General features: G+C 72.0%; 26 protein-coding genes. 9 read left to right on the forward strand and 17 right to left on the reverse strand.

Annotated elements, in window-relative coordinates:
• Window positions 1-64: 64 nt before the first annotated feature.
• The gene (locus tag ABZX02_RS35595; RefSeq protein ID WP_355305066.1) at window positions 65-889 is read left to right on the forward strand and encodes an alpha/beta hydrolase; all 825 of its coding nucleotides are present in this window, start codon (window positions 65-67) and stop codon (window positions 887-889) included.
• Here ABZX02_RS35595 and ABZX02_RS35600 read toward each other — a convergent pair.
• Together ABZX02_RS35600 and ABZX02_RS35605 are read right to left on the reverse strand one after the other, a co-directional pair.
• Entirely contained in the window at window positions 886-1,533 is a 648-nt protein-coding gene (locus tag ABZX02_RS35600) for a response regulator transcription factor (RefSeq protein WP_355305068.1), read from the reverse strand. The genes ABZX02_RS35595 and ABZX02_RS35600 overlap by 4 nt on opposite strands.
• Window positions 1,530-2,672 (reverse strand): histidine kinase, encoded by a 1,143-nt coding sequence (locus ABZX02_RS35605; RefSeq protein WP_355305070.1) that lies wholly within the window; start codon window positions 2,670-2,672, stop codon window positions 1,530-1,532. The genes ABZX02_RS35600 and ABZX02_RS35605 overlap by 4 nt, the downstream gene beginning before the upstream one ends.
• 163 nt (window positions 2,673-2,835) lie before the next feature.
• Between ABZX02_RS35605 and ABZX02_RS35610 the strand changes: the two genes are divergently transcribed.
• Both ABZX02_RS35610 and ABZX02_RS35615 read left to right on the forward strand, forming a co-directional pair.
• Window positions 2,836-3,291, forward strand: coding sequence for a DUF6326 family protein (locus ABZX02_RS35610; RefSeq protein WP_355305072.1), 456 nt, complete (start codon window positions 2,836-2,838; stop codon window positions 3,289-3,291).
• A 39-nt stretch (window positions 3,292-3,330) separates the two neighbouring features.
• The gene (locus ABZX02_RS35615) at window positions 3,331-3,915 is read left to right on the forward strand and encodes a nucleotidyltransferase family protein (protein ID WP_355305074.1); all 585 of its coding nucleotides are present in this window, start codon (window positions 3,331-3,333) and stop codon (window positions 3,913-3,915) included.
• Here ABZX02_RS35615 and ABZX02_RS35620 read toward each other — a convergent pair.
• On the reverse strand, window positions 3,890-4,498 hold the full coding sequence (locus ABZX02_RS35620; RefSeq protein WP_355305076.1) for a C39 family peptidase: 609 nt from the start codon (window positions 4,496-4,498) through the stop codon (window positions 3,890-3,892). The genes ABZX02_RS35615 and ABZX02_RS35620 overlap by 26 nt on opposite strands.
• A 228-nt stretch (window positions 4,499-4,726) precedes the next feature.
• Between ABZX02_RS35620 and ABZX02_RS35625 the strand changes: the two genes are divergently transcribed.
• Window positions 4,727-5,674 (forward strand): ArsR family transcriptional regulator, encoded by a 948-nt coding sequence (locus ABZX02_RS35625; protein ID WP_355305078.1) that lies wholly within the window; start codon window positions 4,727-4,729, stop codon window positions 5,672-5,674.
• A 3-nt stretch (window positions 5,675-5,677) separates the two neighbouring features.
• Here the strand turns inward: ABZX02_RS35625 and ABZX02_RS35630 are convergent, their stop codons facing one another.
• The gene (locus tag ABZX02_RS35630) at window positions 5,678-5,860 is read right to left on the reverse strand and encodes a hypothetical protein (RefSeq protein ID WP_355305080.1); all 183 of its coding nucleotides are present in this window, start codon (window positions 5,858-5,860) and stop codon (window positions 5,678-5,680) included.
• 103 nt (window positions 5,861-5,963) lie between these two features.
• Between ABZX02_RS35630 and ABZX02_RS35635 the strand changes: the two genes are divergently transcribed.
• Complete coding sequence (locus tag ABZX02_RS35635; protein WP_355305081.1) at window positions 5,964-6,704, forward strand: SIS domain-containing protein; 741 nt, start codon at window positions 5,964-5,966, stop codon at window positions 6,702-6,704.
• Window positions 6,705-6,782: 78 nt separating this feature from the next.
• Window positions 6,783-8,342 (forward strand): penicillin-binding transpeptidase domain-containing protein, encoded by a 1,560-nt coding sequence (locus ABZX02_RS35640; RefSeq protein ID WP_355305082.1) that lies wholly within the window; start codon window positions 6,783-6,785, stop codon window positions 8,340-8,342.
• Here the strand turns inward: ABZX02_RS35640 and ABZX02_RS35645 are convergent.
• From ABZX02_RS35645 to ABZX02_RS35675, 7 genes are all read right to left on the reverse strand, one after another.
• Window positions 8,332-8,967, reverse strand: coding sequence for a response regulator transcription factor (locus ABZX02_RS35645; protein ID WP_355305084.1), 636 nt, complete (start codon window positions 8,965-8,967; stop codon window positions 8,332-8,334). The two genes, ABZX02_RS35640 and ABZX02_RS35645, sit on opposite strands and share 11 nt — an antisense overlap.
• Window positions 8,964-10,115 (reverse strand): sensor histidine kinase, encoded by a 1,152-nt coding sequence (locus ABZX02_RS35650; RefSeq protein ID WP_355305086.1) that lies wholly within the window; start codon window positions 10,113-10,115, stop codon window positions 8,964-8,966. Before ABZX02_RS35650 ends, ABZX02_RS35645 begins: the two co-directional genes overlap by 4 nt.
• 25 nt (window positions 10,116-10,140) lie before the next feature.
• Window positions 10,141-11,718 carry an FAD-binding protein gene (locus ABZX02_RS35655; RefSeq protein WP_355305087.1) on the reverse strand — a complete coding sequence of 526 codons (1,578 nt, stop codon included), beginning with the start codon at window positions 11,716-11,718 and terminating at the stop codon, window positions 10,141-10,143.
• Window positions 11,719-12,521: 803 nt separating this feature from the next.
• Complete coding sequence (locus ABZX02_RS35660) at window positions 12,522-14,408, reverse strand: ABC transporter ATP-binding protein (RefSeq protein ID WP_355305089.1); 1,887 nt, start codon at window positions 14,406-14,408, stop codon at window positions 12,522-12,524.
• Between the two features lie 93 nt (window positions 14,409-14,501).
• On the reverse strand, window positions 14,502-15,314 hold the full coding sequence (locus ABZX02_RS35665) for an enoyl-CoA hydratase/isomerase family protein (protein ID WP_355305091.1): 813 nt from the start codon (window positions 15,312-15,314) through the stop codon (window positions 14,502-14,504).
• Window positions 15,315-15,373: 59 nt separating this feature from the next.
• Complete coding sequence (locus ABZX02_RS35670; RefSeq protein WP_256238768.1) at window positions 15,374-15,640, reverse strand: helix-turn-helix domain-containing protein; 267 nt, start codon at window positions 15,638-15,640, stop codon at window positions 15,374-15,376.
• A gap of 117 nt (window positions 15,641-15,757) precedes the next feature.
• Complete coding sequence (locus ABZX02_RS35675; protein ID WP_355305093.1) at window positions 15,758-17,386, reverse strand: ABC-F family ATP-binding cassette domain-containing protein; 1,629 nt, start codon at window positions 17,384-17,386, stop codon at window positions 15,758-15,760.
• Between the two features lie 148 nt (window positions 17,387-17,534).
• Between ABZX02_RS35675 and ABZX02_RS35680 the strand changes: the two genes are divergently transcribed.
• Entirely contained in the window at window positions 17,535-18,299 is a 765-nt protein-coding gene (locus ABZX02_RS35680) for an SDR family oxidoreductase (RefSeq protein ID WP_355305095.1), read from the forward strand.
• Between the two features lie 83 nt (window positions 18,300-18,382).
• Here ABZX02_RS35680 and ABZX02_RS35685 read toward each other — a convergent pair whose 3' ends face one another.
• Entirely contained in the window at window positions 18,383-19,258 is an 876-nt protein-coding gene (locus ABZX02_RS35685) for a LysR family transcriptional regulator (RefSeq protein ID WP_355305117.1), read from the reverse strand.
• Window positions 19,259-19,337: 79 nt separating this feature from the next.
• Here ABZX02_RS35685 and ABZX02_RS35690 point away from each other — a divergent pair, with 79 nt between their 5' ends.
• Complete coding sequence (locus tag ABZX02_RS35690; protein WP_355305097.1) at window positions 19,338-20,219, forward strand: EamA family transporter; 882 nt, start codon at window positions 19,338-19,340, stop codon at window positions 20,217-20,219.
• The gene (locus tag ABZX02_RS35695) at window positions 20,216-20,791 is read left to right on the forward strand and encodes an NAD(P)H-binding protein (RefSeq protein ID WP_355305099.1); all 576 of its coding nucleotides are present in this window, start codon (window positions 20,216-20,218) and stop codon (window positions 20,789-20,791) included. The genes ABZX02_RS35690 and ABZX02_RS35695 overlap by 4 nt, the downstream gene beginning before the upstream one ends.
• On the opposite strand, the gene ABZX02_RS35700 is transcribed toward ABZX02_RS35695, so the two are convergent.
• Genes ABZX02_RS35700 through ABZX02_RS35720 form a run of 5 tightly spaced genes read right to left on the reverse strand, consistent with a single transcriptional unit; the run spans window position 20,757 to window position 23,316 of the window.
• On the reverse strand, window positions 20,757-21,233 hold the full coding sequence (locus ABZX02_RS35700) for a GNAT family N-acetyltransferase (protein WP_355305101.1): 477 nt from the start codon (window positions 21,231-21,233) through the stop codon (window positions 20,757-20,759). The two genes, ABZX02_RS35695 and ABZX02_RS35700, sit on opposite strands and share 35 nt — an antisense overlap.
• 18 nt (window positions 21,234-21,251) lie before the next feature.
• Complete coding sequence (locus ABZX02_RS35705; RefSeq protein WP_355305103.1) at window positions 21,252-21,710, reverse strand: hypothetical protein; 459 nt, start codon at window positions 21,708-21,710, stop codon at window positions 21,252-21,254.
• On the reverse strand, window positions 21,710-22,213 hold the full coding sequence (locus ABZX02_RS35710; RefSeq protein WP_355305119.1) for a SigE family RNA polymerase sigma factor: 504 nt from the start codon (window positions 22,211-22,213) through the stop codon (window positions 21,710-21,712). The genes ABZX02_RS35705 and ABZX02_RS35710 overlap by 1 nt, the downstream gene beginning before the upstream one ends.
• A 10-nt stretch (window positions 22,214-22,223) precedes the next feature.
• Window positions 22,224-22,604: a hypothetical protein gene (locus ABZX02_RS35715; protein WP_355305121.1), complete on the reverse strand. Its 381-nt coding sequence runs from the start codon at window positions 22,602-22,604 to the stop codon at window positions 22,224-22,226.
• Window positions 22,605-22,635: 31 nt separating this feature from the next.
• Entirely contained in the window at window positions 22,636-23,316 is a 681-nt protein-coding gene (locus ABZX02_RS35720) for an acVLRF1 family peptidyl-tRNA hydrolase (protein ID WP_355305105.1), read from the reverse strand.
• Between the last annotated feature and the right edge of the window lie 192 nt (window positions 23,317-23,508).

Here is a 23,508-nt window from a genome sequence, read left to right on the forward strand (position 1 = left end):
TTCGTGAGGCCACGCTCTTCGGCTCGGCACTTGAGAGCCAGGTCACACCGGTACTGTGCGAAAAGTGATCGACCACATCAGCATCCCCACCGAGGCCGGTTCCTTCGACGCCATCGCGTCCGGCCCCGAGGACGGCCGCCCGGTGCTGCTGCTGCACGGCTTCCCCGAGGCCGCGATCGAGTGGGAGCACCAGGTCGCGGTCCTCGGCGCGAACGGCTTCCGCGCCGTCGCCCCCGACCAGCGCGGCTACTCCCCCGGCGTGCGCCCCGAGCAGGTCGGCGAGTACTCGGTCACGCACCTCGTCGGCGACGTGATCGCGATGGCCGACGCGCTCGGCTGGGGCGAGTTCGACCTCGTCGGCCACGACTGGGGTGGTGCCGTGGCGTGGTGGACCGCGATCGAGCACCCCGAACGGCTGCGCACGCTGACCGTGTTCTCGACGCCGCACCCCGGTGCGCTGCGGACCGCGCTGCAGACCGACGAGGAGCAGGCGATGCGGTCGCAGTACATGCGCGACTGGCGGGAGCGCAGCACCGAGAAGCGCATGCTCGACAACAACGCGCACGCCCTCAAGCAGATGTTCGAGTGGCGGGTCCGGCCGTCGCACGTCGAGGAGTACGTGCAGCGGCTGAGCGAGCCGGGCGCGCTCACCGCCGCGCTCAACTGGTACCGCGCGGGCCGGCCGGACGGCGTCGCGGACAAGGTCGCCGTCAAGACGATGTACGTGTGGAGCACCGAGGACGTCGCGTTCGGCTCCACGGCCGCGTTCGAGACCGAGAAGTGGTGCACCGGGCCGTACCGCTTCGAGATGGTCGAGGACGTCAGCCACTGGATTCCCGAGGAGATCCCCGAGGCCGCGTCCTCGCTGATCCTGGAGCACCTCACCTAGACGCGGCGGGTCTCGTGCGCCCACATGGCGACCTCGACGCGGTTGCGGGCGCCGAGTTTGCGCATGAGGTTGGCGAGGTGCGCTTTGACGGTGCTCGGGGTGATGTAGAGCTCCCCCGCGATCTCGTTGTTCGTACGGCCTCGCGCCACGCCCGCGAGGACCTCCTCCTCCCGGGCGGTGAGCGGCTCCACCGGTTCCCGGTGCGGCGAGGTCTGCGCGTCGGCGAACACCGCGAGCAGGCGCACGGTCACGCTGGGCGCGATCAGGGCGTCTCCGTCGGCGGCGGCGCGGATGGCCTGGGTCAGCAGGGCCGGGCCGGCGTCCTTGAGCAGGAACCCGCGGGCGCCCGCCTTGAGCGCGCCGTAGACGTGCTCGTCCAGGTCGAACGTCGTGATGACCACGATCGGCAGGGGGTCGGGGACGTCGGGGCCGGCGAGGCGCCGGGTGGCTTCGATGCCGTTCATCAGCGGCATCCGGATGTCGAACAGGCCGACGTCGGGGCGCAGCCGGCGCGCCAGGTGGACCGCCTCGCCGCCGTCCGCGGCGGCGCCGACCACCTCGATGTCGGGCTGGGCGTCGAGCAGCATGGTCAGTCCGGTGCGGACGATGGGCTGGTCGTCGGCGATGAGGACCCTGATGCTCATCGCGGTGTCCCCGTTCTGGGCAGGACGGCCTCGACCCGCCAGCCGCGTTCGGCGAAGCCCGCGTGGAAGGTGCCGCCGAGCAGGGAGGCCCGCTCGCGCATGCCCACCAGGCCGTAGCCGTCGGGGGCGCGGCCGGTGCCGGTCGCGCCGTCGTCGTCGATGGTCAGCCGCACCCGGTCGGCGTCGCCGGTGACGGCGACGGTGACCTGGGTCGCGTGCCGGGCGTGCCGCCGGGCGTTGGTGACGGACTCCTGGGCCAGGCGGTAGATCGCGGCCCCGACCGCCGGGCTGAGGTCGTCGAACTCGCCGACCAGCGTCACCTCGACGCACGGGCGCGTCCGGCCGTCGGTGGCGAGCTGCTCGACCTCGGCCACGCCGGGCTGGGGCGCGAACCCGGGGTCGTGCGCGGCGCGGAGCACGCCGACGATGGCGCGCAGCTCGGTGAGGGTGCGCGCGGCCGCGTCCTCGATGACGGCCAGGGCCTCGACGGCGCGCTCGGGGTGCGCGACCGCGATCGCCCGTCCCGCCTGGGCCTGGATGGCGATGCCCGAGACGTGGTGGGCGACGGTGTCGTGGAGCTCGCGGGCGAGCTGTTCGCGTTCGCGGGCCTTGGCCTGGTCGATGTCGCGGACGCGGATCTTCGTGCGGTAGCGGATCGCGGCACCGAGCGCGGCGGAGAACAGGAAGAACCCGTAGCCGGCGACCGCGTCCGCGAGGCTGGTGGGGTCGGCGACGAAGGTGACGGCCAGCCAGAGCAGGACGACGCCGAGACCGATCGCGGCCTCCCGGCCGGAGCCCCACCGGAACAGGGCGTAGGTCAGGACCAGCGTCGCGGCGACGCTGTTCGGCAACGTGCCCTGCGACCCGGCGAGGATCCGGACGACGTCGACGACCGTCAGCGCGCCGAACGAGATCGCGACCGCCGCGAGCGGGTGCGTGCGCCGCCACGGCAGCGGGCCGACGACCGCGAGGACCGCGACCAGCAACAGCGGGCGGGGCGCCAAACCCTGGCGCAGCACCACTTCCAGCAGGGACCAGCAGAGCAGCACCGCGACCAGGACCCAGTCCAGCGGCCTGCGGTCCGGGGCGTTCGCGGGGCGCGGTTCGGCCCACAGCGAGCGGAGTGCGTAGGCGGCCATCGGCTCAGGCTAGGCGGCCCGCGCTCCGGGTGTATCCGTCGAAAGTACAAGTGCCGGGCTGTGCTGACGTCCAGGTCGGGACAGGCTCCGCGGCGGATGTGCCGCGCCGCCCGCGTCGGTGAGGGTGGGAAGCACCTACCCGATCACGCCAGGGAGCATCGTGATGAGAACGCAGCAGTCCCCCGCCGCTCAGCAGAACCCGCCGGGCGCGCTCGACGAGCAGCGCCTGCCGGTGCGGACCAAGCTCGCCGCCGCGTGGACGAGCTTCATGTTCCTCTACATCTACGTCGACTACCTCGCCCTGTACAAGCCCGGCTTCCTCGACCAGCTCCGGGCGGGCATCGTTCACGAGTTCGACACGGGCCCGGCCTTCGTCTCCGCCGCGCTCACGATGATGGCCGTCCCGATCCTCATGATCCTGCTCTCCACGACGCTGCCCGCCCGTGCTGCCCGCACCGTCAACCTCGTCGTGGCCGCGCTCTACATCCCCATCACGGTCTACAACGTGGCCGGGGAGACCTGGAGCTACTCCTACTTCTACGGCTTCTCGATCGGTCTCGAGGTGCTGCTCCTGGCCTACGTCCTGCGCTCGGCCTGGACCTGGCCCGCGCGGGCCTGAGAAATCGACTCGTCCCGGTCCCCGACGTAGATTCACCTCATGCGCGTGGCCGGTCTTCTGCTCGCCGCGGGGGCCGGCCGCCGGTTCGGGTCCCCCAAGGCCCTCGTCCCGTTGCACGGCAGGCTCTTCGTGGACTCGGCCGCCGGGCTCCTGCGGGCGGCCGGCTGCGACCCGGTCGTCGTCGTGCTAGGCGCGCGGGCCGCGGAGGTGCGGGACCAGGCCGTCCTCGACGGTGTGACCGTCGTCGACAACCCCCACTGGGAGACCGGCATGGGCTCGTCGCTGCGCACCGGCCTGCACGCGGTCGGCGTCGCGGACGCGGTGGTCGTCCTACCCGTCGACACCCCCGGTGTCACGGTCGCGGCACTGCACCGGCTGATCGCGCTCGCCGAACCGAACGCGCTGGCCAGAGCCACCTACCACGGTGAGATCGGGCATCCGGTGCTCATCGGGTCGGGCCACTTCGCGGGCGTCACGGCGTCGGCGGCGGGCGACCAGGGCGCGCGGGACTACCTGAAGGCGCACACCGTCCGCCACGTCGAGTGCGGTGACGTGGCGGACGGTGCGGACGTGGACCGGCCCGAGGACCTCGACGCGATCAGGCCACGTAGCGGCGGAGCTTGATGCCCGACGAGACGTTGGACGCGCTCAGCCAGTGCAGCGCGCCGCCCGCGTACGCCGGGTCCGCGACGGCGAACTCGTTGCCGCCCGCTCGGTAGCCGACGATCGTGGCGTAGTGGCCGCCGGAGTAGCTGCGGCCGTTGAGCCGGACCACGTTGATGACGACGGCGTGGCCGCGGTTGGCGTTGTAGACGACGTCGGCCTTGAGCTTCGTCAGCAGCTGTGCGTCGGTCGTCCACTGCTTGACCTGGTAGTAGGTCGAGCCGGTGTAGTGGTCGAGGGCGTTCTCGAGGTTCTTGATGTTGGGCAGGCCGTTGGTCGTGACCTTCATGAACGAGGCCAGCGTGGACTGCTCCACGTACTTGCCGCGCGCCGTCAGCGCGATGCGGGCGGCCGCGGCCGAGCACCAGTAGCCGGTCTTCTGCACCTGGAACTGGTGCGGCAGCACGCCTTCGCCCTGGACGCCGAGCTCGGCGGCGGCCGGGATGACGGTCTCGCCGGGAGCGGCGAACGCGACCGGCGCGGTCAGGATGGTCATGGCGACACCGGCGGCCGCGATCGCCCCGGTGATCCTCGCGAGCTTCATCGAAGTGCTTCCCCTCAGTGGTGGCACCGGTCCCCTGATCCGGCGCTCGGCGAGAAGCTTGGCCGGGGCACGGCGACGGTCGCCACGACATTCGGTGTGGTCCGAAAGACCCAGGTGGGGACCCCTGTGACCGTGCGCGGACCCACTCCGCGTGGGCGATGTGCGCCTTTCGGTGCACGTGTCCCGAATCCGGGACAGGCCGCCCGCCGCTGTGCCAGCCTGCTGGTTGTGCTGCGTGTCCACTTCACGGCGGAGGACCTGGCCAGGGTGCGCGTGGCCCCCGGTCCCGATCCGATGTGGGAGATCCTGCTGAGCCTGCACGTGCTGCGGCAGCGCTCGGCCGCGCCGGTGTTCGGCCCGTGGCGCACGGCGGTGCGCGCGACGCTCCCCGACGACACCCGCTGGTTGCTGCAGCTCGCACCACCCGTCGGTTACTCCCCCGACTTCCTGACGCCCACGGCGGGCTCGTGCCCGGTGGACGCGGGCATCGAGCAGGTGCTGTCGACGCCGGTCGCGTCGTTGCGCGCGGACCTGGCGCAGCTCGACTGCCCGCGCCCCGACCCGCGCACGGACCTGCTGGCGGGTGGCGACACGGCCGCCCTGACCGCGCTCGGCGACGCGTTGCACGCCTACCACCGGCACGCGCTCGTCCCGATCTGGGACGAGGTGCGGGCCGTGGTCGACGCCGACCGCGCGGTGCGGGCGCGGTCGTTCCTGGACCACGGCTGCGAGGGTGTGCTCGCGGCGCTGCACCCGACGATCTCGTGGACCCGGCCGGTGCTGTCGATCGAGTCCCGCTTCCCCCAGCGGGACGTGCACCTGCACGGCCAGGGCCTGGTGCTCGTGCCGTCGTACTTCTGCCGGGAACGGCCGATCATGCTCCGCGACCCCAGCCGCGCTCCCGTGCTGGTCTACCCGATCGCGCGCGACGTGCGGCTGACGTGCGCCGGCAGGCGGTCGCTGGAGGCGTTGCTCGGCCGCACCCGCGCCGCGGCGCTGGAGGTCATCGCGGGCGGCTGCACGACCACCGAGCTGGCCCGCCGCCTGGGCATCTCCGCCGCCTCGGCCAGCGCCCACGCCTCGGTGCTGCGCGACGCGGGCCTCGCCGTCGCCCGGCGCCACCGCAACTCGGTGCTGCACACGGCGTCGGCCCTGGGGGTCGCACTGCTGGCGTGAGGTCTACGGCCGGGTGCGCACCGCCGCTCGCGCGCAGCCCCCGGCGACGACGAGCAGGACCAGCGCCACCCACACCGGCCACAGCTCGGAGTAGGTCACCGCCAGCGCGATGTTCGTGGCCGCCGCGGCCGTGAACACCGCGACCAGCACGACCCAGAAGTAGAAGTACCGCCTGATCAAACCCACCCCCTGTCCCGAAGCGCCGCCGCACCCCTCATCGCGTCGTATCGAGGTTTGTGGTGCCCGGGTTACTGGTGAGGTCACCTGTGATCGGGTACTACTGACCCGCATGACGACCGACACCGTGACCGGCTCCGACTTCGGCAACCTCGTGCGCACTCACCTGACGCGCGTCGAGCAGCACAACGCGGCCGCACTCGACGACGTGGCCGAGCTCGTGCTGGCCGCCGTCCAGGCCGACGGAATCCTCCTCACCGCGGGCGCGGGACACTCGCTGGCGGCGGTCGCCGAGACCTTCTACCGCGCGGGCGGCCTCGCCTGCGTCCGCCCGATCTACCACCCCGAGCTGCTCCCCATGCACGGCGCGATCAGCAGCACGTCGGCCGAGCGCCGGTCCGGTCTCGCCGCCGAGGTGCTGAGCGAGTCCGGTCTCGCCCCGCACGACGTGCTGTTCGTCTTCTCGACCTCGGGCGTCAACCACTACCCGGTCGAGCTGGCCCAGCAGGCCGCGAACAAGGGCTGCCCGGTCGTCGCCGTCACGTCCGTGGCGTCGAGCGCGCAGGCCCCGCGCCGCGCGGGCGTCACCCTGGCCGAGGTTGCGACCGTCGTGCTCGACAACCTGGTGCCGCCCGGCGACTCGACCTACCCGGCCGAGGCCCCCGTCACGGCGGCGATCTCCACGGTGGCCACGACGTTCCTGTGGAACCTGCTGATGGTCCGCCTGCTCGACAAGGCAACGGAGTCCGGTGTGCAACTGCCGCTGTGGCGCAGCGCGAACGTCGAGGGCGGCGACGCGGCCAACGCAGACCTGCTCAGGCACTACCAGACCCGCATCCCGCAGCTCGGCTAATAGCAGAAACCCCGCAGGTTCTCAGGATCTCGCCGTTAGTCTCCCACCGGGGAAAGCACTTCTCTGGGGGGATTCGACGTGGAGCAGAAGACTCGTAGATGGATCCTGATCGGCGGCGCGCTCGCCGCGACGGCCGTGGTCGGCGTGGCGGGCGCGATGCTCTGGTCGGGCAGCAGGACGGTGGTCGTCGCCGACGAGCCGGCGTTGGCGGCCGAGACTCCGGCGCAGATCGCCCACTCGTTCCTGACCAGGGCGTTCTCCGGGCCGGCGAGCGCCGCCGTCTTCACCGACGCCCCGGACGCGGCGACCACGGCCCTGGAGGCCACCAAGGCCGGCATGGGCACGTCGGCCTACCAGGCGAGCGTGACGACGACCGCGGTACCGCCACAGGACGCCACGACCACCGACCTCACCGCCGCGGTCACGTGGACGATGCCGGGCTCTGCCGTGCTGAAGTACGAGGTCAAGCTCGCGATGAAGCGCGTGGACGGCGCGTGGAAGGTCCACTGGGACCCCACCGTCATCCACCCGCAGCTGACGCAGGGCGCCACCCTCACCTACCGCAGGGCGCTGGCGGACGGCGCTTTGCTGGGCCGGGGTGGCAGTCCGCTCGACGCCGCGTCGCTCCCGGAGGGCCTGCACAAGACGATCACCGGCGCGGTCGGTGACGTGCGGGGTGTCGACGGCTGGGAGGTGGGCATCACCGCGGGCGGCGCGTTCACGAAGCTCGACGGCAAGTTGGCCGAGGGCGGCGAGAAGATCACCGTCACGATCGACCCGGCCCGGCAGGCCGCGGCCCAGGCCGCGGTGGACGCGCTCCCGCAGGGGGCGGCAATCGTCGCGATCGAGGCGTCCAGCAGCGAGATCCTGGCCGTGGCGCAGAACAAGGCGATGCAGGGCACCAACCCGTTCGTCGGCCGGTACGCCCCCGGCTCGACGATGAAGATCGTCACCGCGGCGGCGGCCCTGAACGCGGGCCTGGTGCAGTCCGGCACCGCCGTGCCCTGCCCGGCCAAGGCCACGATCGGCACCCGCACGATCACCAACGCGGGCTTCGGGCACGACAGCCTGCCGTTCCACACCGCGTTCGCTCTGTCGTGCAACACCACGTTCGGCAGCCTGGGCGCGAAGCTCGACGCGAACGCCCTGCCGGACATGGCGAAGCGGTTCGGCCTCGGTGCCGACTGGGTGATCCCGGGCGCCGAGACGAACACCGGCAAGGTCCCGCCGGCCACCGGCGACCAGCAGGTGGAGAACAGCTTCGGGCAGGGCAACGTGATGGCCAGCCCGTTCGGCATGGCGCTGGTGGCCGCCACCGTCGTCTCCGGGAAGACGCCGACGCCGACCCTGTTGCGCGGCAAGCCCTCCGAGGCGAACGACGTCGCGGCGGGGCCGCCCGCCGGGGTGCTCGGGCCGGTGCGCGCGATGATGCGCGAGGTGGTCACGTCCGGCACCGCGAAGCAGCTCGCCGGAATCCCCGGCCTGGCCGGCAAGACCGGTACGGCCGAAGTGGGTGGCGGGTCCGCGCACGGCTGGTTCGTCGGCTACCAGGGCGACGTGGCGTTCGCGGTGGTCGTGGAGAAGGCGGGGTCGTCGGACAGCGCGATGAACGCGACGGCCGCGTTCCTCAAGGGCTGAACCGCTGGTCGCGCGGCACGAGAAGGCCGCGGTGGAACGCCTCGGTGACGGCGGCCGCCCGGTCGCCGACCTCCAGCTTCGCGTAGATGTTGAGCAGGTGCGACTTGACGGTGGCCTCGGTGATGAAGAGGCCCTTCGCCACGTCGCGGTTCGTCGCGCCGCCGGCGACGAACCGCAGCACCTCCAGCTCACGCGCGCTGAGCACCTCGGCGGTGGCGGTGCGCACCCGTCTCATCAGCAACGCCGCCGCGGCCGGGGCGAGCACCGCCTCGCCTCGCGCGGTGGCCCGGACCGCGCGCACGAGCTCGTCGCGCGGCGCGTCCTTGAGCAGGTAGCCGGTGGCGCCCGCCTCGATCGCGGCCACCACGTCGCTGTCGTTGTCGTACGTGGTCAGCACCAGCACGTGCGTGAGGCCGGCCAGCTCCCTGGTCGCGGCGATGCCGTCGGTGCCCGGCATGCGCAGGTCCATCAGCACGACGTCGGGCCGCAACGCCTTGGCGAGCCTCGCCGCCTCGGCGCCGTCCCCCGCCTCACCCACCACCTCGAACCCAGGGTCGCGGGCGAACAGGCTCGTGAGCCCGTCCCGGACCACCGGGTGGTCGTCGACGACCAGCACCTTGATCACGCTCTCGCCTCCACGGGCACGCGGGCGGACACCCCGGTGCCCGCACCGGGTTCGGACTCGACCTGCACCGTGCCCCGCAGTCCCTCGATCCGCTGCCGCATCGCCTCGAGCCCGAACCCGTCCGTCGTGGCGCGGGTGAACCCGCGGCCGTCGTCGCGCACGTCCAGCGCCACCTCGTGCTCCAGGTAGGACAGGGTGACGCCGACGCGGCTGGCCCGCGCGTGCCGCGCCACGTTCGCCAGCGCCTCCTGCGCCGCCCTGAGCAACGCGAACTCGGCGTCCGGCGGCAGCGCGCACGCCCGCCCGGTCGTGACGACGGTGGCCGGGATGTCGTGCAGCGCCGACCACTTCGCCGCGACACCGCGCAAGGCCTCGTGCAGCCGCGCCGTCGTGAGCGGCTCCGGGCGCAACGCCTCGACGGACCGCCTGGTCTCACCGAGGCTGTCGCGGGCGAGCTCGGTGGCGGCCGCGACGTGCCGCGCCCACGTCGCGTCGTCGGCGGCGCGGAGCTGGCTGATGATGCCGGTGAGCCCCTGCGCGAGCGTGTCGTGGATCTCCCGGGCCATCCGCTGGCGTTCGTCGCGCACCCCGGCCTCGCGGGCCTGCACGACCAGTTGCTCGTGCAGGGCGGCGTTGTCCGCCAACGACTCCGCAAGCCGCCGGTTCGCTTCCCTCGCCTGGGCGAGCGCCTCCTCCCGTTCGGCCTCCTGCCGTTCGGACCTGCGCAGGACGAACGCGTAGGCGCACATCGGCACGGCGTTGCCGGCCATCACGGCGACCCAGATGGCGACGCCGCCGAGCGTGGACTTGTCGACCCCGTACGCCTGGGCCGTGCCCGCGGTCGCCGCGACGAATGCGACAACCACGGGCTGCCAAGGGAAAGCGACCGTGCGGAAGGCGTAGAAGTACGGCACAGGGGTGAGGAACCCGAACAGCGGGTTCAACGCGATCAACGCGCCCGTGAGCACCGTCAGCCCGACCGCGAACACCCACGGGTGCCCGGTCCGCCACGCCATCCCGGCGGCGAGGCAGACCGCGACGGCCGCACACAGCACGAACTCGGCGGGCTCCGGCCTCTGGTCGAGCGTGGTGGCGGCGGCCAGCACCGCCAGCAGGGCGTACGGCCACCGCGCGACTGGAATGCTCATCAGCGTTCCTCCCCCGTGCGTGAGCCTAGCCAGGTTCGACCGCGAGGGAGTGCGTGAAGACGCCCCGCGGGTCCCAGCGGGCCTTGACGCGTTGCAGGCGCGGGTAGTTGTCCTTGTAGTACAGGCGTTGCGCGGACACACCCGAGGTGTTCCACGCCGGGTCCGCGAGGTCGGCGTCGGCGTAGTTGATGTAGGAGCCGTCGTTGACGTCGTTCGGCACGGGCACGCCACCGGTGTCCGCGTAGACGTCGCGGTACAGCTCGCGCACCCAGGCGAGGTTGGCCGCGTCCTCCTGCTCCTCACCCCAGATCGACTGGTAGACGGCCTTCATGACCACGTCCCGCTGCGCGATCGCCGTGTCCTGCGCCCGCACCGCGTTGGCCTGCCCGCCGTACCCGATCAGCAACACACTCCCGTTCTGCCCGCCGGCGTTGGTGAGGTTGCGCCACAAGGCTTTCACCTGCCCCGGCGCGAACGCCCGGCGCAGGTAGGCCGCCTTGATCTTGTACCGGCGCGTGAGCACGTCCCCCGGCTCCCCGGTGCCGGGCCACGTCATCCGGTGCAGCCACGGCGTCGTCTTGCGCACCTCGAACACGGGCGTGAGCCCCTCCGACACCCCACGCACGAACTCCGTGATCATCGCGTCGACCCCCGGCAACCCGGCGTCGGCCTGCACAGCGAGCATGACGATGCCCCCGGCTTGGTGCTTCACCTCGAGGATCCCGTACAGCCCGGCCTCCGGCACCCCCGGCGCGCTGTGCCGCTCGTGCCACGTCCCGAAGCGCGTGAGCAGCCCGCCCAGCTTCTCCTCGGTGAACTGCCCCCAATCCCAGAAGACCACGTGCTGCACCATGTTCTGCGGCACCGGCGGCAGACCGCCTTGTGGCGACCGCAACCAGTACCTGGTCACCACCCCGAAGTTCCCGCCCCCACCCCCGGTGTGCGCCCACCACAGCTCCCGGTGGGGATCGTCGTCCTCCCTCGTCGCCGTGACGACCCGAGCCTTGCCGTCCTTCCCGACCACCACGACCTCGACCCCGTACAGGTGGTCCACCACGGCCCCGTACCGCCGCGACAACGGCCCGTACCCACCACCCGCGATGTGCCCACCGGCACCCACCTCAGGACAGCCACCACCGGGGATCGTCACACCCCACCCGGCGCACAACGTCCGGTACACCTGCCCGAGCGTCGCGCCGGGCTGCACCTCGAACGCCTTCCGCCGCTCGTCGAACCCGACGTGGTCCATGCCGGACAGGTCGAGCAACGTCCGCACCCCGGCCCCGGCCGTGAGGTTCTCGAAGCAGTGCCCACCACTGCGCACAGCGATCCGCCGCCCGGCCCGCACCGCCTCGTCGACGGCCTCGGCAACCTGCCTGGCCTCGGTCACCACCCGGATCTCGTCGGGCCGCCCGGCGAACCGGAAGTTGTTGCCCCGCAACAGGTTCTCGTACCGCACGTCACCGGGCACGATCTTCACGGCCCCGCCCTGTGCCGCACCCGGCACCGCACCGGCCCGTCCCTGTCCGATCAGCCCACCTGCCGCCACGACGCCCGCGCCGGCCATCAACGCGCGCCGGCTCACGCCCCCGGAGTTGCCCATTACCGCCCCTTCTCGCCTTGGTGGTTCCACCGTGGCGGCTGGGGGTTCCGGGGGCATCAGCCGATCGCCCGGCGGGGTGGATGAGCCGCGACCCAACCGATCGGTTGGGTCCGGGTGGTCGAGCGCGGCCTTGGGGTTGGGCGAGACCGGCGCGGTGGCGGGGTTGGGACGGCGGCGCCGGGGTTGGTGTGGCGGCGGGTGGGGCCGGATGGTGTGGCAGGGCTGCGTGCCGATGGGGGCGGCAGGCCAGCGGGACGACGGGGCGGCGGAGCGACGAGCCGGGGTGGCGCGGCGACGGCACGGAACAGCGGAACGGTGGGCAGCGGGCAGCGCGATGAGGCGCAGCGGAGCAGCGGGGCGGCGGCGCAGCGCGGGGCGGGGTGGTTGGTGGTGCGGTGCGGGTCGGGTCATTAGTGGTGCGGTGTGGGGCGGGTGGTTGGTGGTGCGGTGTGGCAGGAACGGCGCGGGCAGTGCGGCGCGGGCAGTGCGGCGCGGGCAGTGCGGCGCGGGCAGTGCGGCGCGGGCAGTGCGGCGCGGGGCGGGCACCTCAGGCGCGTTCACCGTCCACCGGCGATGCGCGGTCGCTCCGCCCGCACAACCACACCCCGCGACGAGCGCTGCCGCTGCGGGCGAAGCCGGCGCACCGCTCCGAGCCCGTCCCGCCACTGTCCAGGCGGACCTTTCCTGCAGCATCGCCACCTAGGCCGCGCCCTTGTGCGGCCGCCGCCTCGGCCACGCCGGCACGCGACTGCACCCTCCCGCGGCCGCGGCCGGCGCCTCGCTCGGCCGTGGCCGCGGTGGGGTCAGTTGGGTTGTGGGACCTCCAGGCGGTCGCTGAACTTCGGCGTCGGCGTCACGCCGACCACCGGCGGCTCCGCGAACTGGGTGTTGTAGAGCTCGGCGTAGCGGCCGTCCGCCGTCATCAGCTCCGTGTGCGTGCCGCGTTCGACGATGTCGCCGTGTTCCAGCACCAGGATCTGGTCGGCCGCGCGAATCGTCGACAGGCGGTGTGCGATCACCAGCGAGGTGCGGCCCTGCAGTGCCTCGGTCAGGGCTTCCTGGACGGCGGCCTCGGACTCCGAGTCCAGGTGGGCCGTGGCCTCGTCCAGGATCACGACCCGCGGTTTGGCGAGGAGCAGGCGGGCGATGGTGAGGCGTTGGCGTTCGCCGCCGGAGAGGCGGTAGCCGCGTTCGCCGACCACCGTGTCGAGCTGGTCCGGCAGGGAGGCGACCAGGTCGAGGAGGCGCGCTCGGCGCAGGGCGTCCCACAGGTCGTCGTCGGGGGCGCCGGGGGCCGCGTACTCCAGATTCGCGCGGATCGTGTCGTGGAACAGGTGGCCGTCCTGCGTGACGACGCCGACGGACGAGCGCAGCGCGTCGAAGCTCAGGTCCCGCACGTCCACGCCGGACAGGCGGACCGTGCCCGAGTCGACGTCGTACAGGCGCGGCACCAGCGACGCCAGGGTCGACTTGCCCGCGCCGGACGAGCCGACCAACGCGACCAGCTGGCCCGCTTCGGCCTTGAAGCTGATGCCGTGCAACACTTCCTCGCCGCCACGAGTGTCCAAAGTGGCCACCGACTCCAGCGACGCCAGCGACACCTTGTCGGCCGACGGGTAGGCGAAGCGGACGTCGGCGAACTCCACCGAGACCGGGCCGTCCGGCACCCCGCGGGCGTCCGGCTTCTCCTTGATCATCGGGTCGAGGTCGAGCACCTCGAAGACGCGCTCGAACGACACCAGCGCCGTCATCAGGTCGACGCGCGCGTTCGCGAGCGCGGTCAGCGGGGCGTACAACCTCGTCAGCAGCAGCGCCAGCGACACGACGGCGCCGGCGGCCAGGTGGCCGGTCAGCGCGAGGTACCCGCCCAGGCCGTAGACCAGCGCCTGCGCCAGCGCCGAGACCAGGGTCAGGCCCGTCATGAACCAGCGGGTGGCCATCGCGGTGCGGATGCCGATGTCGCGGACCTTCGCCGCCTTCTCGGAGAACTCCTGCTCCTCGCGGTCCGGCCGGCCGAAGAGCTTCACGAGCGTGGCGCCCGGCGCGGAGAAGCGCTCGGTCGACTGCGTGACCATCGACGCGTTCAGCGCGGACGCCTCCCGCTGCATGTCCGCCATCCGGCGGCCCATCCGCTTGGCGGGCAGCACGAACACCGGCAGCAGCACCAGCGCGAGGGCCGTGACCTGCCACGACAGCGTGAACATGACACCCAGCGACAGCACCAGCTGGATGATGTTCGTGACGAAGCCGGACAGCGTCGACGTGAACGCGCGCTGGGCGCCGATCACGTCGTTGTTCAGGCGCGACACCAAAGCGCCGGTGCGCGTGCGCGTGAAGAAAGCGACGGGCATCTTCTGCACGTGGCCGAACACCGCGCGGCGCAGGTCGTAGATCAGGCCCTCACCGATGCGCGTGGACTGCCAGCGCTCCACCACGCCCAGCCCGGCGTCGAGCACGGCGATCAGCGCGATCGCCACCGCGAGCCACACGACCACGGACGGAGCGGAGCCGCCCACGATCGCGTCGACCACGCGACCGGCGAGCAGCGGCGTCGACACCGCGAGCACCGACGAGACGACCGTCAGCAGGAGGAACACGACCAACTTCGCCCGGTGCGGCCGGGCGAAGGCCAGCACACGCCGGAAAGTGCCCCGGCGCACCTTCGACGGCGCGTCCGAGGTCACTCCCATCATGAATCGCCAAGAGCTGTATCCGTCCACGCTGTCTAGAACAGCACAGCGGTCTGACAATTCCTTCGCGGGCGGCTACAGCCCGAGACAGGTTCAGCTCTGAGCGGACAGGGCGGCGAACGACTGCAGCCGGCGCAGCTGGGCGGCGCGCTCCAGCGCCAGCTGTGCCTCGGCGTCCACACCCGAGGCGGCCGACGCGATCAGCGCCAGCGTCTCCGTCACGGCACCCGCGAGCGGCTTCAGCACGGCGGCCACCAGCTCGTCGACGGCGCCGTCCAGCCCGGACGCGGGCACGACGGAGTTCGCGAGGCCGATCCGCAGCGACTCCTCCGCCGACACCCGGCGGGAGGTCACGCACATCTCGGCCGCGCGCGAGTACCCCACGAGTCGCACCAGCGGCAGCGTGCCGCCGAGATCGGGCACGAGTCCCAGCCCGGTCTCGGCCATGCAGAACTGCGCGTCCTCGGCGAGCACGCGGAAGTCGCACGCCAGCGCCAACTGGAAACCCGCGCCGATGGCATGCCCTTGCACCGCGGCGATCGTCACGCGTGCGGGGTCGCGCAGCCAGGAGAACCCGGCCTGGTACGACGCGATGCGGGCGTCCGCCTCCTCGGGAGACAGCGCCAGGATCGCGCCGAGGCCACCGGGTTCGCCGTCGACGGGCTCACCGGTGAACATGCGCCGGTCCAGCCCCGCCGAGAAGGCGCGGCCGGAACCCCGGACGACCACGACGCGGACGTCCGGGTCCAGCTGTTCGCCGATGTGCCGCAACGCCTGCCAGGTGGCCGGCGTCTGCGCGTTGAGCACGTCGGGACGATCGAGCGTGATGGTCGCGCGCGGCCCGGAGATCGCGAGCCGAACGCCACCGCGCTCGAGCACGCCAGCGTCGATGGAAGGCACTGGCATGATCTTTACCTCCGGCGAACTAGGAGCTAGTTACCGGAGAGTAGCAGTCTGGGTTCGGGCTACTTCTTCTTCGTCCGGGTGGCGCCACCGCGACCGCGCAGCGTGACCCCGGATTCCGACAGAACCCGGTGCACGAAGCCGTAGGAACGCCCGGTGCTCTCGGCCAAAGCCCGGATGCTCGCGCCCTTTTCGTACTTCTTCTTCAGGTCAGCGGCCAGCTTGTCCCGCGTGGCGCCGGTGATCCGGGCACCCTTCTTCAGGTCAGCCACCTTGTCCCGCCTTCCGTACGAGCAGGTGGGCCGTTTGACGGCCCCTGTCGTCGCAATGATCGAACAGGAACCGGCAGAACGCCAGGTGATCAAGCAAAGAGATCGCCGAACGGTCGATTCGATCACACTGAGTTGATCACAGAACGCGCTCGGTAGTCCTTTGAGGGGTGGAGATCACGCCAGTTGCACGAGTTCGAGGTAGTCCTCGGACCAGTGGTCCTCGGTGCCGTCGGGCAGCAGGATGACCCGTTCCGGCTCCAGCGCCTCGACCGCTCCGGGGTCGTGCGTCACCAGCACGACCGCGCCCTCATAGCGCCGCAGCGCGTCGAGCACCTGCTCGCGCGAGGCCGGGTCGAGGTTGTTGGTCGGCTCGTCGAGCAGCAGCACGTTCGCCGCCGACGACACGAGGCCGGCCAGCGCCAGACGCGTCTTCTCGCCGCCGGACAGCGTGCCCGCGGGCTGGTCGAGCTGCTCGCCGCTGAACAGGAACGTGCCGAGCAACGACCGCAGCCGCTGCTCCTGCTCGTCCGGCGCCATGTGGCGGATGTTCTCCCACACCGACGCGTTGTGGTCGAGCGTCTCGTGCTCCTGCGCGAAGTAGCCGATCTTCAGGCCGTGGCCGGGGACGATCTTGCCCGCGTCCATCTTCTCGCTGCCGCCGAGCAACCGCAGCAACGTCGTCTTGCCGGCGCCGTTGAAGCCGAGCACGACGACGCGCGAGCCCTTGTCGATCGCCAGGTCGACGCCGGTGAAGATCTCCAGCGAGCCGTAGGACTTGCTCAGGCCCTCCGCCATCAACGGCGTCTTGCCGCACGGGGCGGGGGCCGGGAAGCTGATCTTCGCGACCTTGTCGCTCTGGCGGACGTCGTCGAGACCGTCGAGCAGCTTCTGGGCGCGCTTCGCCATGTTCTGCGCCGCGACGGCCTTCGTGGCCTTCGCGCCCATCTTGGCGGCCTGCGTCATCAGCGCGCCGGCCTTCTTCTCGGCGTTGGCGCGCTCCCGGCGGCGGCGCTTCTCGTCCGTCGCACGGGCTTCGAGGTACTTCTTCCAGCCGAGGTTGTAGATGTCGACCTCGCCGCGGATGGCGTCGAGGAACCACACCTTGTTCACGACGTCGTCGAGCAGCTCCACGTCGTGCGAGATCACGACGAGACCGCCGTCGTGCGACTTGAGGAAGCCGCGCAGCCACGTGATCGAGTCGGCGTCGAGGTGGTTCGTGGGCTCGTCGATCAGCAGGATCGTGCTCGACTTGGCGCCGACACCGGCCTCGGACGCGGCGAACAGGATGCGCGCCAGCTCGACGCGGCGGCGCTGACCACCGGACAGCGTGCTGAGCGGCTGGGCCAGGACGCGGTCCGGCAGGCCGAGGTTGGAGCAGATGCGGGCGGCCTCGGACTCGGCCGCGTACCCACCGAGCGCGGCGAACCGCTCCTCGAGCTTGCCGTACTTGGTGACGGCGACGTCGAGCTCGTCCGGGTCGACCAGCTCGGCCATCTTCGACTGGGCTTTCTCCATGTCGCGGAGCAGCTGGTCGAGGCCGCGCGCGGACAGCACCCTGTCCTTGGCGATGACGGACAGGTCGCCCTCGCGCGGGTCCTGCGGCAGGTAGCCGAGGGCGCCCTTGCGCATGATGGCGCCGGCGTAGGGCTCGCCCTCGCCGGCGAGAACGCGCAGCGAGGTGGTCTTGCCGGCGCCGTTGCGGCCCACGAGGCCGATCCGGTCGCCGGGCTGGACGCGCAGGTTGGCGCCGCTCACCAGAATGCGTGAGCCCGCGCGCAACTCCATGTCGGTTGCGGTGATCAAGAGAAACTCCGAGCAGATGCGAAATGACCGGGCATGACAAGGGATGGCACGTCCGGGTCGGCCTACTCCAGGAGGATCACGCGAACCATTCTACGGGATCACCAACACCGAATTTCCCACCTGTGGCGGGACGCATAGATTGCGCGGCATGAGCGAAGACTTCTCGGGCAGGGCCGCCCTGGTCACCGGCGCGTCCCGCGGCATCGGCCTCGGCATCGCACGCGAGCTCCTCTCCCGCGGCGCCTCCGTGACGATCACCGGCCGCAAGGCCGACCAGCTGGCCGAGGCGGCCGCGCGGCTGGAGGCGGACACCGGCGGGCGGGTCCTCACGATCGCGGGCAACGCGGGCGACGAGGACTCCCGCGCGGAGGTCGTGGCGCGCACGGTCGAGGAGTTCGGCCGCCTCGACGTGCTGGTGAACAACACGGGAATCAACCCGCAGTTCGGTTTCCTGATGGAGGCCGACCTGAACGCCGTGAAGAAGATCTTCGACGTGAACGTCGTGGCCGCGCTGGGTTTCGTGCAGCTCGCGTGGAAGGCGTGGATGGCCGAGCACGGCGGCGCGGTGGTGAACATCGCGTCGATCGGCGGCATCCGGTCCACGGGCGTGATCGGCGCGTACGGCGCTTCGAAGGCGGCGTTGATCCGGCTGACCGAGGAGCTGGCGTGGCAGCTCGGGCCGAAGGTGCGCGTGAACGCCGTCGCGCCCGCTGTGGTGAAGACGAAGTTCGCGGAGGCGTTGTACGTGGGGCGTGAGGAGGAGGCGGCGCAGCAGTACCCGATGAAGCGCCTTGGCACGCCTGAGGACGTCGCCTCTCTCGTGGCCTTCCTCTGCTCCGAGGGGGCTTCTTGGATCACGGGTGAGACCGTGCGCGTCGACGGTGGCCTGCTGGCCACAGGCACGGCGGGCTGACCCACGCTCACGCAGGGGTCCCCCGCAGGGGGTCCCCTGACTTTCATTCTCCCAGGCACCACCGACAATTTCCGGCGCCCGAGCTAGTCCGGCTCCACCCCCAGCACGTCGAGGAACGCGGCCGCCGCCGGCGTCAGCCCGGCCGCGTTCCACACCAGGTGCTCCACCCGCGACGGCCCGTCCACGACCGGCACCGTCACCACCCCGCTCAGCTGCGGCGTGTACCGCGACGGCAGCACCGCGACCGCGAGCCCCTCCCGGATCAACCCGGCCATCAGCTCCGCCGTCGTCACCTCGAACGCCACCTCCCGGTGCAGCCCGGCGATCGAGAACGCCTGGTCCGACTGCACCCGCCCGGGCGACTCCGCCGGGAAGTCCGCGAACAGCTCCTCCGCCAGCGCCCGCAGGGTCGTCGACTCCGCGCCCGCCAACGGGTGCGACGGCGCCAGCACGGCCACGTGCGAGTCGCGGGCCAGCTCTCGCCCGCGCACCCCCTCCGGCCGCACTCCCAACGGCAGCCCGAGGAACGCGAGGTCGAGGCCTCCCTCCCGCACCTGGCGCACCATGTCGTAGCTCGACAGCATCCGCAGCGCGACCCGGACCTGCGGATACCGCTCCCGGAACACCTTCAGCGCGGCCGGCAGGTCCACGGCCGCCACGGTCGGGATCACGCCCACCACGACCCGGCCGCGCACCTCCCCCACCGCCGCGGCGACCTCGGCCGCGGCGCGCTCGGCGAAGTCGAGGCACTGGCGGGCGGCCGGCAGGAACGCCGTGCCCGCCGGGGTCAGCCGGACGCTGCGGCTGGTGCGCTCGAACAGGCGCGCGCCCAGGGAGCGTTCGAGGCGGGCGATTTGGTGGCTCAGCGCCGACTGGACGACGTGGCACCGGCGGGCCGCCTTGGTGAAGCTGCCCGTCTCGGCGACCGCCACCACGTACCGCATCTGCTGGAGCTCCACTCCACCCATCTTGAATCACGATCGATCAGATGAAAAGCATGTGTTGGACTCATCGATGCACGAAACCAACACTGGAGTCGTGAGAAACAGCGACCTATCCCGCACCGCGCTGGCGGCGTTCGCGCCGGTGGTGTGGGGCTCGACCTACGTGGTCACGACCGAACTGCTGCCGGTCGGCCACCCGCTCTTCGCGGGCCTGCTCCGCGCGTTGCCCGCCGGCCTCGTCGCGCTGGCGTTCACCAGGACCCTGCCGAAGGGCTCCTGGTGGGCGAAGGCGGCGGCGCTGGGCGTGCTCAACATCGGCCTGTTCTTCCCGTTCCTGTTCGTCGCGGCCGAACGACTGCCCGGTGGCGTCGCGGCCACCCTGGGCGCCGCTCAGCCTCTCGTGGTGGCCCTGCTGGCCGTCGGGGTGCTGCGGGAGAGCCCGTCCGCGTGGCGGCTCGCCTGGGGCGTGGTCGGCGTGCTGGGTGTCGGTCTAGTGGTGCTCGGACCCGCGGCGGGGTTCGACCTGGTCGGCGTGCTGGCCGGGCTGGGCGGCGCGGCGACCATGGCGCTCGGCGTCACGCTGACGAAGAAGTGGGGGCGGCCCGCGAACGCGACCCCGACGGCGTTCGCGGGCTGGCAGCTCACCGCCGGCGGGCTGTTCCTGGTGCCGGTCACCTTCCTGTTCGAAGGACCGCCGCCCGCGATCGGGTTCACCGCGCTGCTCGGCTACCTGTGGCTCGGCGGTGTCGGCGGCCTGCTCGCCTACGTCCTGTGGTTCCGCGCGATCGGCACGTTGCCGGTCACGTCCGTCTCGATGCTCGGCCTGCTGTCCCCGATGGTCGCGGCGGTGCTCGGCGTCGTCGTGCTCGGCCAGACCCTGGACCCGGTGCAGCTCACCGGTTTCGCCCTCGCCCTCGCCGCGATCGTCGCCGGCCAGCGACCGGCACCCGTGCTCGCCAGAGGAGTTCTCCAGTGAAGATCGCGGTCGTCGGCGCGTCCGGCATGGTCGGCTCCCGGGTCGTGGCGGAGGCGCTCCGGCGCGGTCACCACGTGACCGCCGTGTCGCGCGGCCACGGGCTCGACGCCAACGACCGGGAGGCGATGGACGGCGTTCTGTCCGGAGTGGACGGTGCGGTCGTCGCCACGACGGGCACGTCCGTCACGACGGTGCTGGACGCGGCACTGGCCACGCGGACGCGCGCGATCGTCGTCGGTGGCGCCGCGCCGCTGCGCACCCCCGACGGCACGGGACTCGTGCTCGACGACGCGAGGTACGTGCCGCCGCACATCCGTCCCGTCGCCGAGGCGAGCGTGCGGCAGCTGCGGGAGTGCGAGGCGCACCGCGCCGACTGGGTCTACCTGAGCCCGCCCGCGCTGCTCGAACCCGGCGAACGCACCGGCGCCTACCGCCGCGGCACGACCGAGCTGCTCGTCGGCCCGTCCGCGATCTCGGCGGAGGACCTCGCCGTCGCGGTCCTCGACGAGCTGGAGCGCCCCGGCGCGGACCGGCACTTCACGGTCGCGAGCCGAGGTCCAGCCGCAGGATGATCTCGCCGTCCTCGTCGGTCTCCCCGGTGGGCACGAACCCGTACCGGCGGTAGAACGGCTCGGGCGAGCCCTCCCCCGGCACGCAGCTGGTGAGCAGCTCGGTCGCCCCTTCGGCCCGCAGCAGCGCCACGACCTCGTCCAGGACCGCCGCGCCGTAACCGCGACCCTGGTGGTCGGCTCCGACCAGCAGGCGCCACAGGAAGTACGGGCCGCGCAGCTCGGGCCCGGGCACGACGTCCCAGCTCAGCATCACGAACCCGACCGGCTCGTCGCCGTCGTGGACAGCGCGGAACCACGGGTTCGCGTCGGGGTTGTCCCGCGCGTCCTGGAACGACTTCTCGACGGACGCCACGAACCGCTCCTGCGCGGGGTGCACGCGCAGGGCGGCCACGGCGGCGCGGTTGACGTCGGTGACCTCGACCAGGCGGACCTGAGCACTCATGGCCCGGGATTCTGCCGGTCAGCGCGAGGTCATGGGGGTGCTCTGGACCGGTTGTCCCGAGGACGACGTCGGGATCTTCGTGAGGGACGTCGACGGCGTGCCGGGCGCCGTCGTGTCCGGAGGCTCGGACGCGGGCGGTGTCGCCGGAGGGTTCTCGGTCCTGCCGGACTGCGGTGTCGTCGGGTTCGGGGTCTCCTGCGTCGGCTCCGCGGACCGCGTGGTCGACGGCGGCAGCTGCGAGGTGGTCGACGGCGCCGGCGTCGCGGGGTCGACCGGGGCCGCGCCGGGCAGGACGGCGAGCGCCACGGCCACGACGCCGGCGGTCGCGAGGCCGCTGCCGACCACCGCGATGGTGCGGCGCCGGGAGCGCACGGCCCGGCCGCGTTGGATCACCTCGGCCGCGGTGGTGGCTCGCGGCGGCGCCTCTTCCTGGTGCAGAGCGGAGAAAGTCGCCCGCAGGTCGTCTTCGCGAACCATCACACCTCCAGCCTCAGATGGTCGAACTCGGGGCCGAGCCTGCGCCGCAGCGCGTCCAGGCCCTTGCTGCTCTGCGACTTCACCGTGCCCGTCGAGCAGTGGAGCGCGGCCGCCGTGTCCTCGACGCTCAGATCGTGCCAAAAGCGCAGCACGAGGACAGCACGCTGCCGCGCGGGAACGGCGGAGAGTGCCTGCCACACCACGAGCCTGTCCTCCGTCCCGGGGACGGAGGACAGGCCCTCTGGGGGTGAGTCGGTGAGCTTCTCCCTGCGCCAGCGCACTTTGCGGCGTTCGGCGAGGAACGTCCGCACGACGATCTGCCGCAGGTACGGTTCGAGCCCCGACCGGTCGCTGAGCTTCGGACCGGCCAGGTACAGCTTCAAGAACGCCGACTGCATGACGTCTTCGGCCTCGTGCCAGTTGCCGCACAACAAGAACGCCGTGAAGCGCATCGAGTCGGCGCACCGGTCGAAGCAGTCGGTGAACTCAGCCTCCCAGTTCAGCGGTGGCTCCTCACCGAGCCGGCGTCGTCGCGATCGGCGACGTGGTCGGGGTCTTCGCGGGCTCCGAGGAGGCCGGCGGCGTGGTGGCGGGCGAGGTCTCGACGGGGTAGCTCGGCGCGGGCGTCGTCTGGACCGGCGGCTTCGAGGTCGTGGGGTTCGGGCTCGTGGGGTTCGGGGTGGTCCAGGTGGTCGGCGTCTTCGTCGGGGCCGACGTGGGCGGCAGGACCGTGGTCGACGGCGCCTCGGTCCTCGTCGAGGACGGCGGCTGCGGAGCCGAGGTCGTGGGCTGGGGCGCGGTGGTCCCGCCACCGCTCAGCGCGAGCGCGGGCACCGCGATGCCGATGGCACCCACCGCGATCGCTCCGGCCACGATCACCATTCGTTTGCGCACTTGCAGCTCCAGCAGGTCAGTGGCGCCAGGATCAGGCACCCTCACCCGTATCCATGCGGCCGGGCTCCCCCAGGGTTGCCCGTGTGTCCTGGATCACGATCTCCACACAGCGGGCCCGCTCAGCGGCCTCGTCGAGCACCGTGCGCCGGGGTTCCGGCACGTCCAGGACGCGGTCCTCGGCCTTAAGGAAGACGCCCGAGAGCCTGCGGTCGTTGCGCAGGACGTCCAGCGCCTGCCAGTCGCCGCCCAGCACGACGCTGTCGAGCTCACCGAGTCGCGGCACCAGCACCCTCGCCACGTCGTCCGCGGCGGCCTGCAGCGCGACCCTCGCCTGCCCCTCGCGGCGCCGGGCGAACCGCTGCTGCGACCACCCGCCGGCGCGGATGCGGCCGTGCACCTGCTTGCGGTCCGTAGCCGACACCTCGACCCTGCCGCCGAACGCGATCCCGACGCTGTGCCCGCCGAGGCGCACGAGGACGAGCCCGATCCTGCGCGGCTCCGTCAACTTTTCAACCACTTCATAGAGAGAGGTACCGCCGCGTGTGGCGAAGGTGGCCGTGGCGCCGTCCTCGGCGGTGACGACGACATCGGACGCGGAGACGTGCGTCTCGACGGGACCGTGCCGTTGCGCGAACCTGTCGATCCACCCGGTGACCCGTTCGGGCTCGACTTCGACGGCCCGCCCGCCGGGCACCGGCCGCACCCGGCTCACGCGTCCCACCCCTTGGTACAGCAGAACGGACGTACGGCACCCTGGCAGTGCGGGTCGTGCTCCCAGATGCCGGGAACGACTGAGTCGCGAGTCAGCACGGCCGGGATGGTCATCGTGCACACACTAGAACCACGCCGACACGCGCGGTGAACGGCACAGAGATGTTACTGATGGGTTCGGAGTGCTTGACAG

It is taken from the genome of Lentzea sp. NPDC003310 (assembly GCF_040610935.1).
In the GTDB taxonomy this organism is placed as follows: Bacteria; Actinomycetota; Actinomycetes; order Mycobacteriales; family Pseudonocardiaceae; genus Lentzea.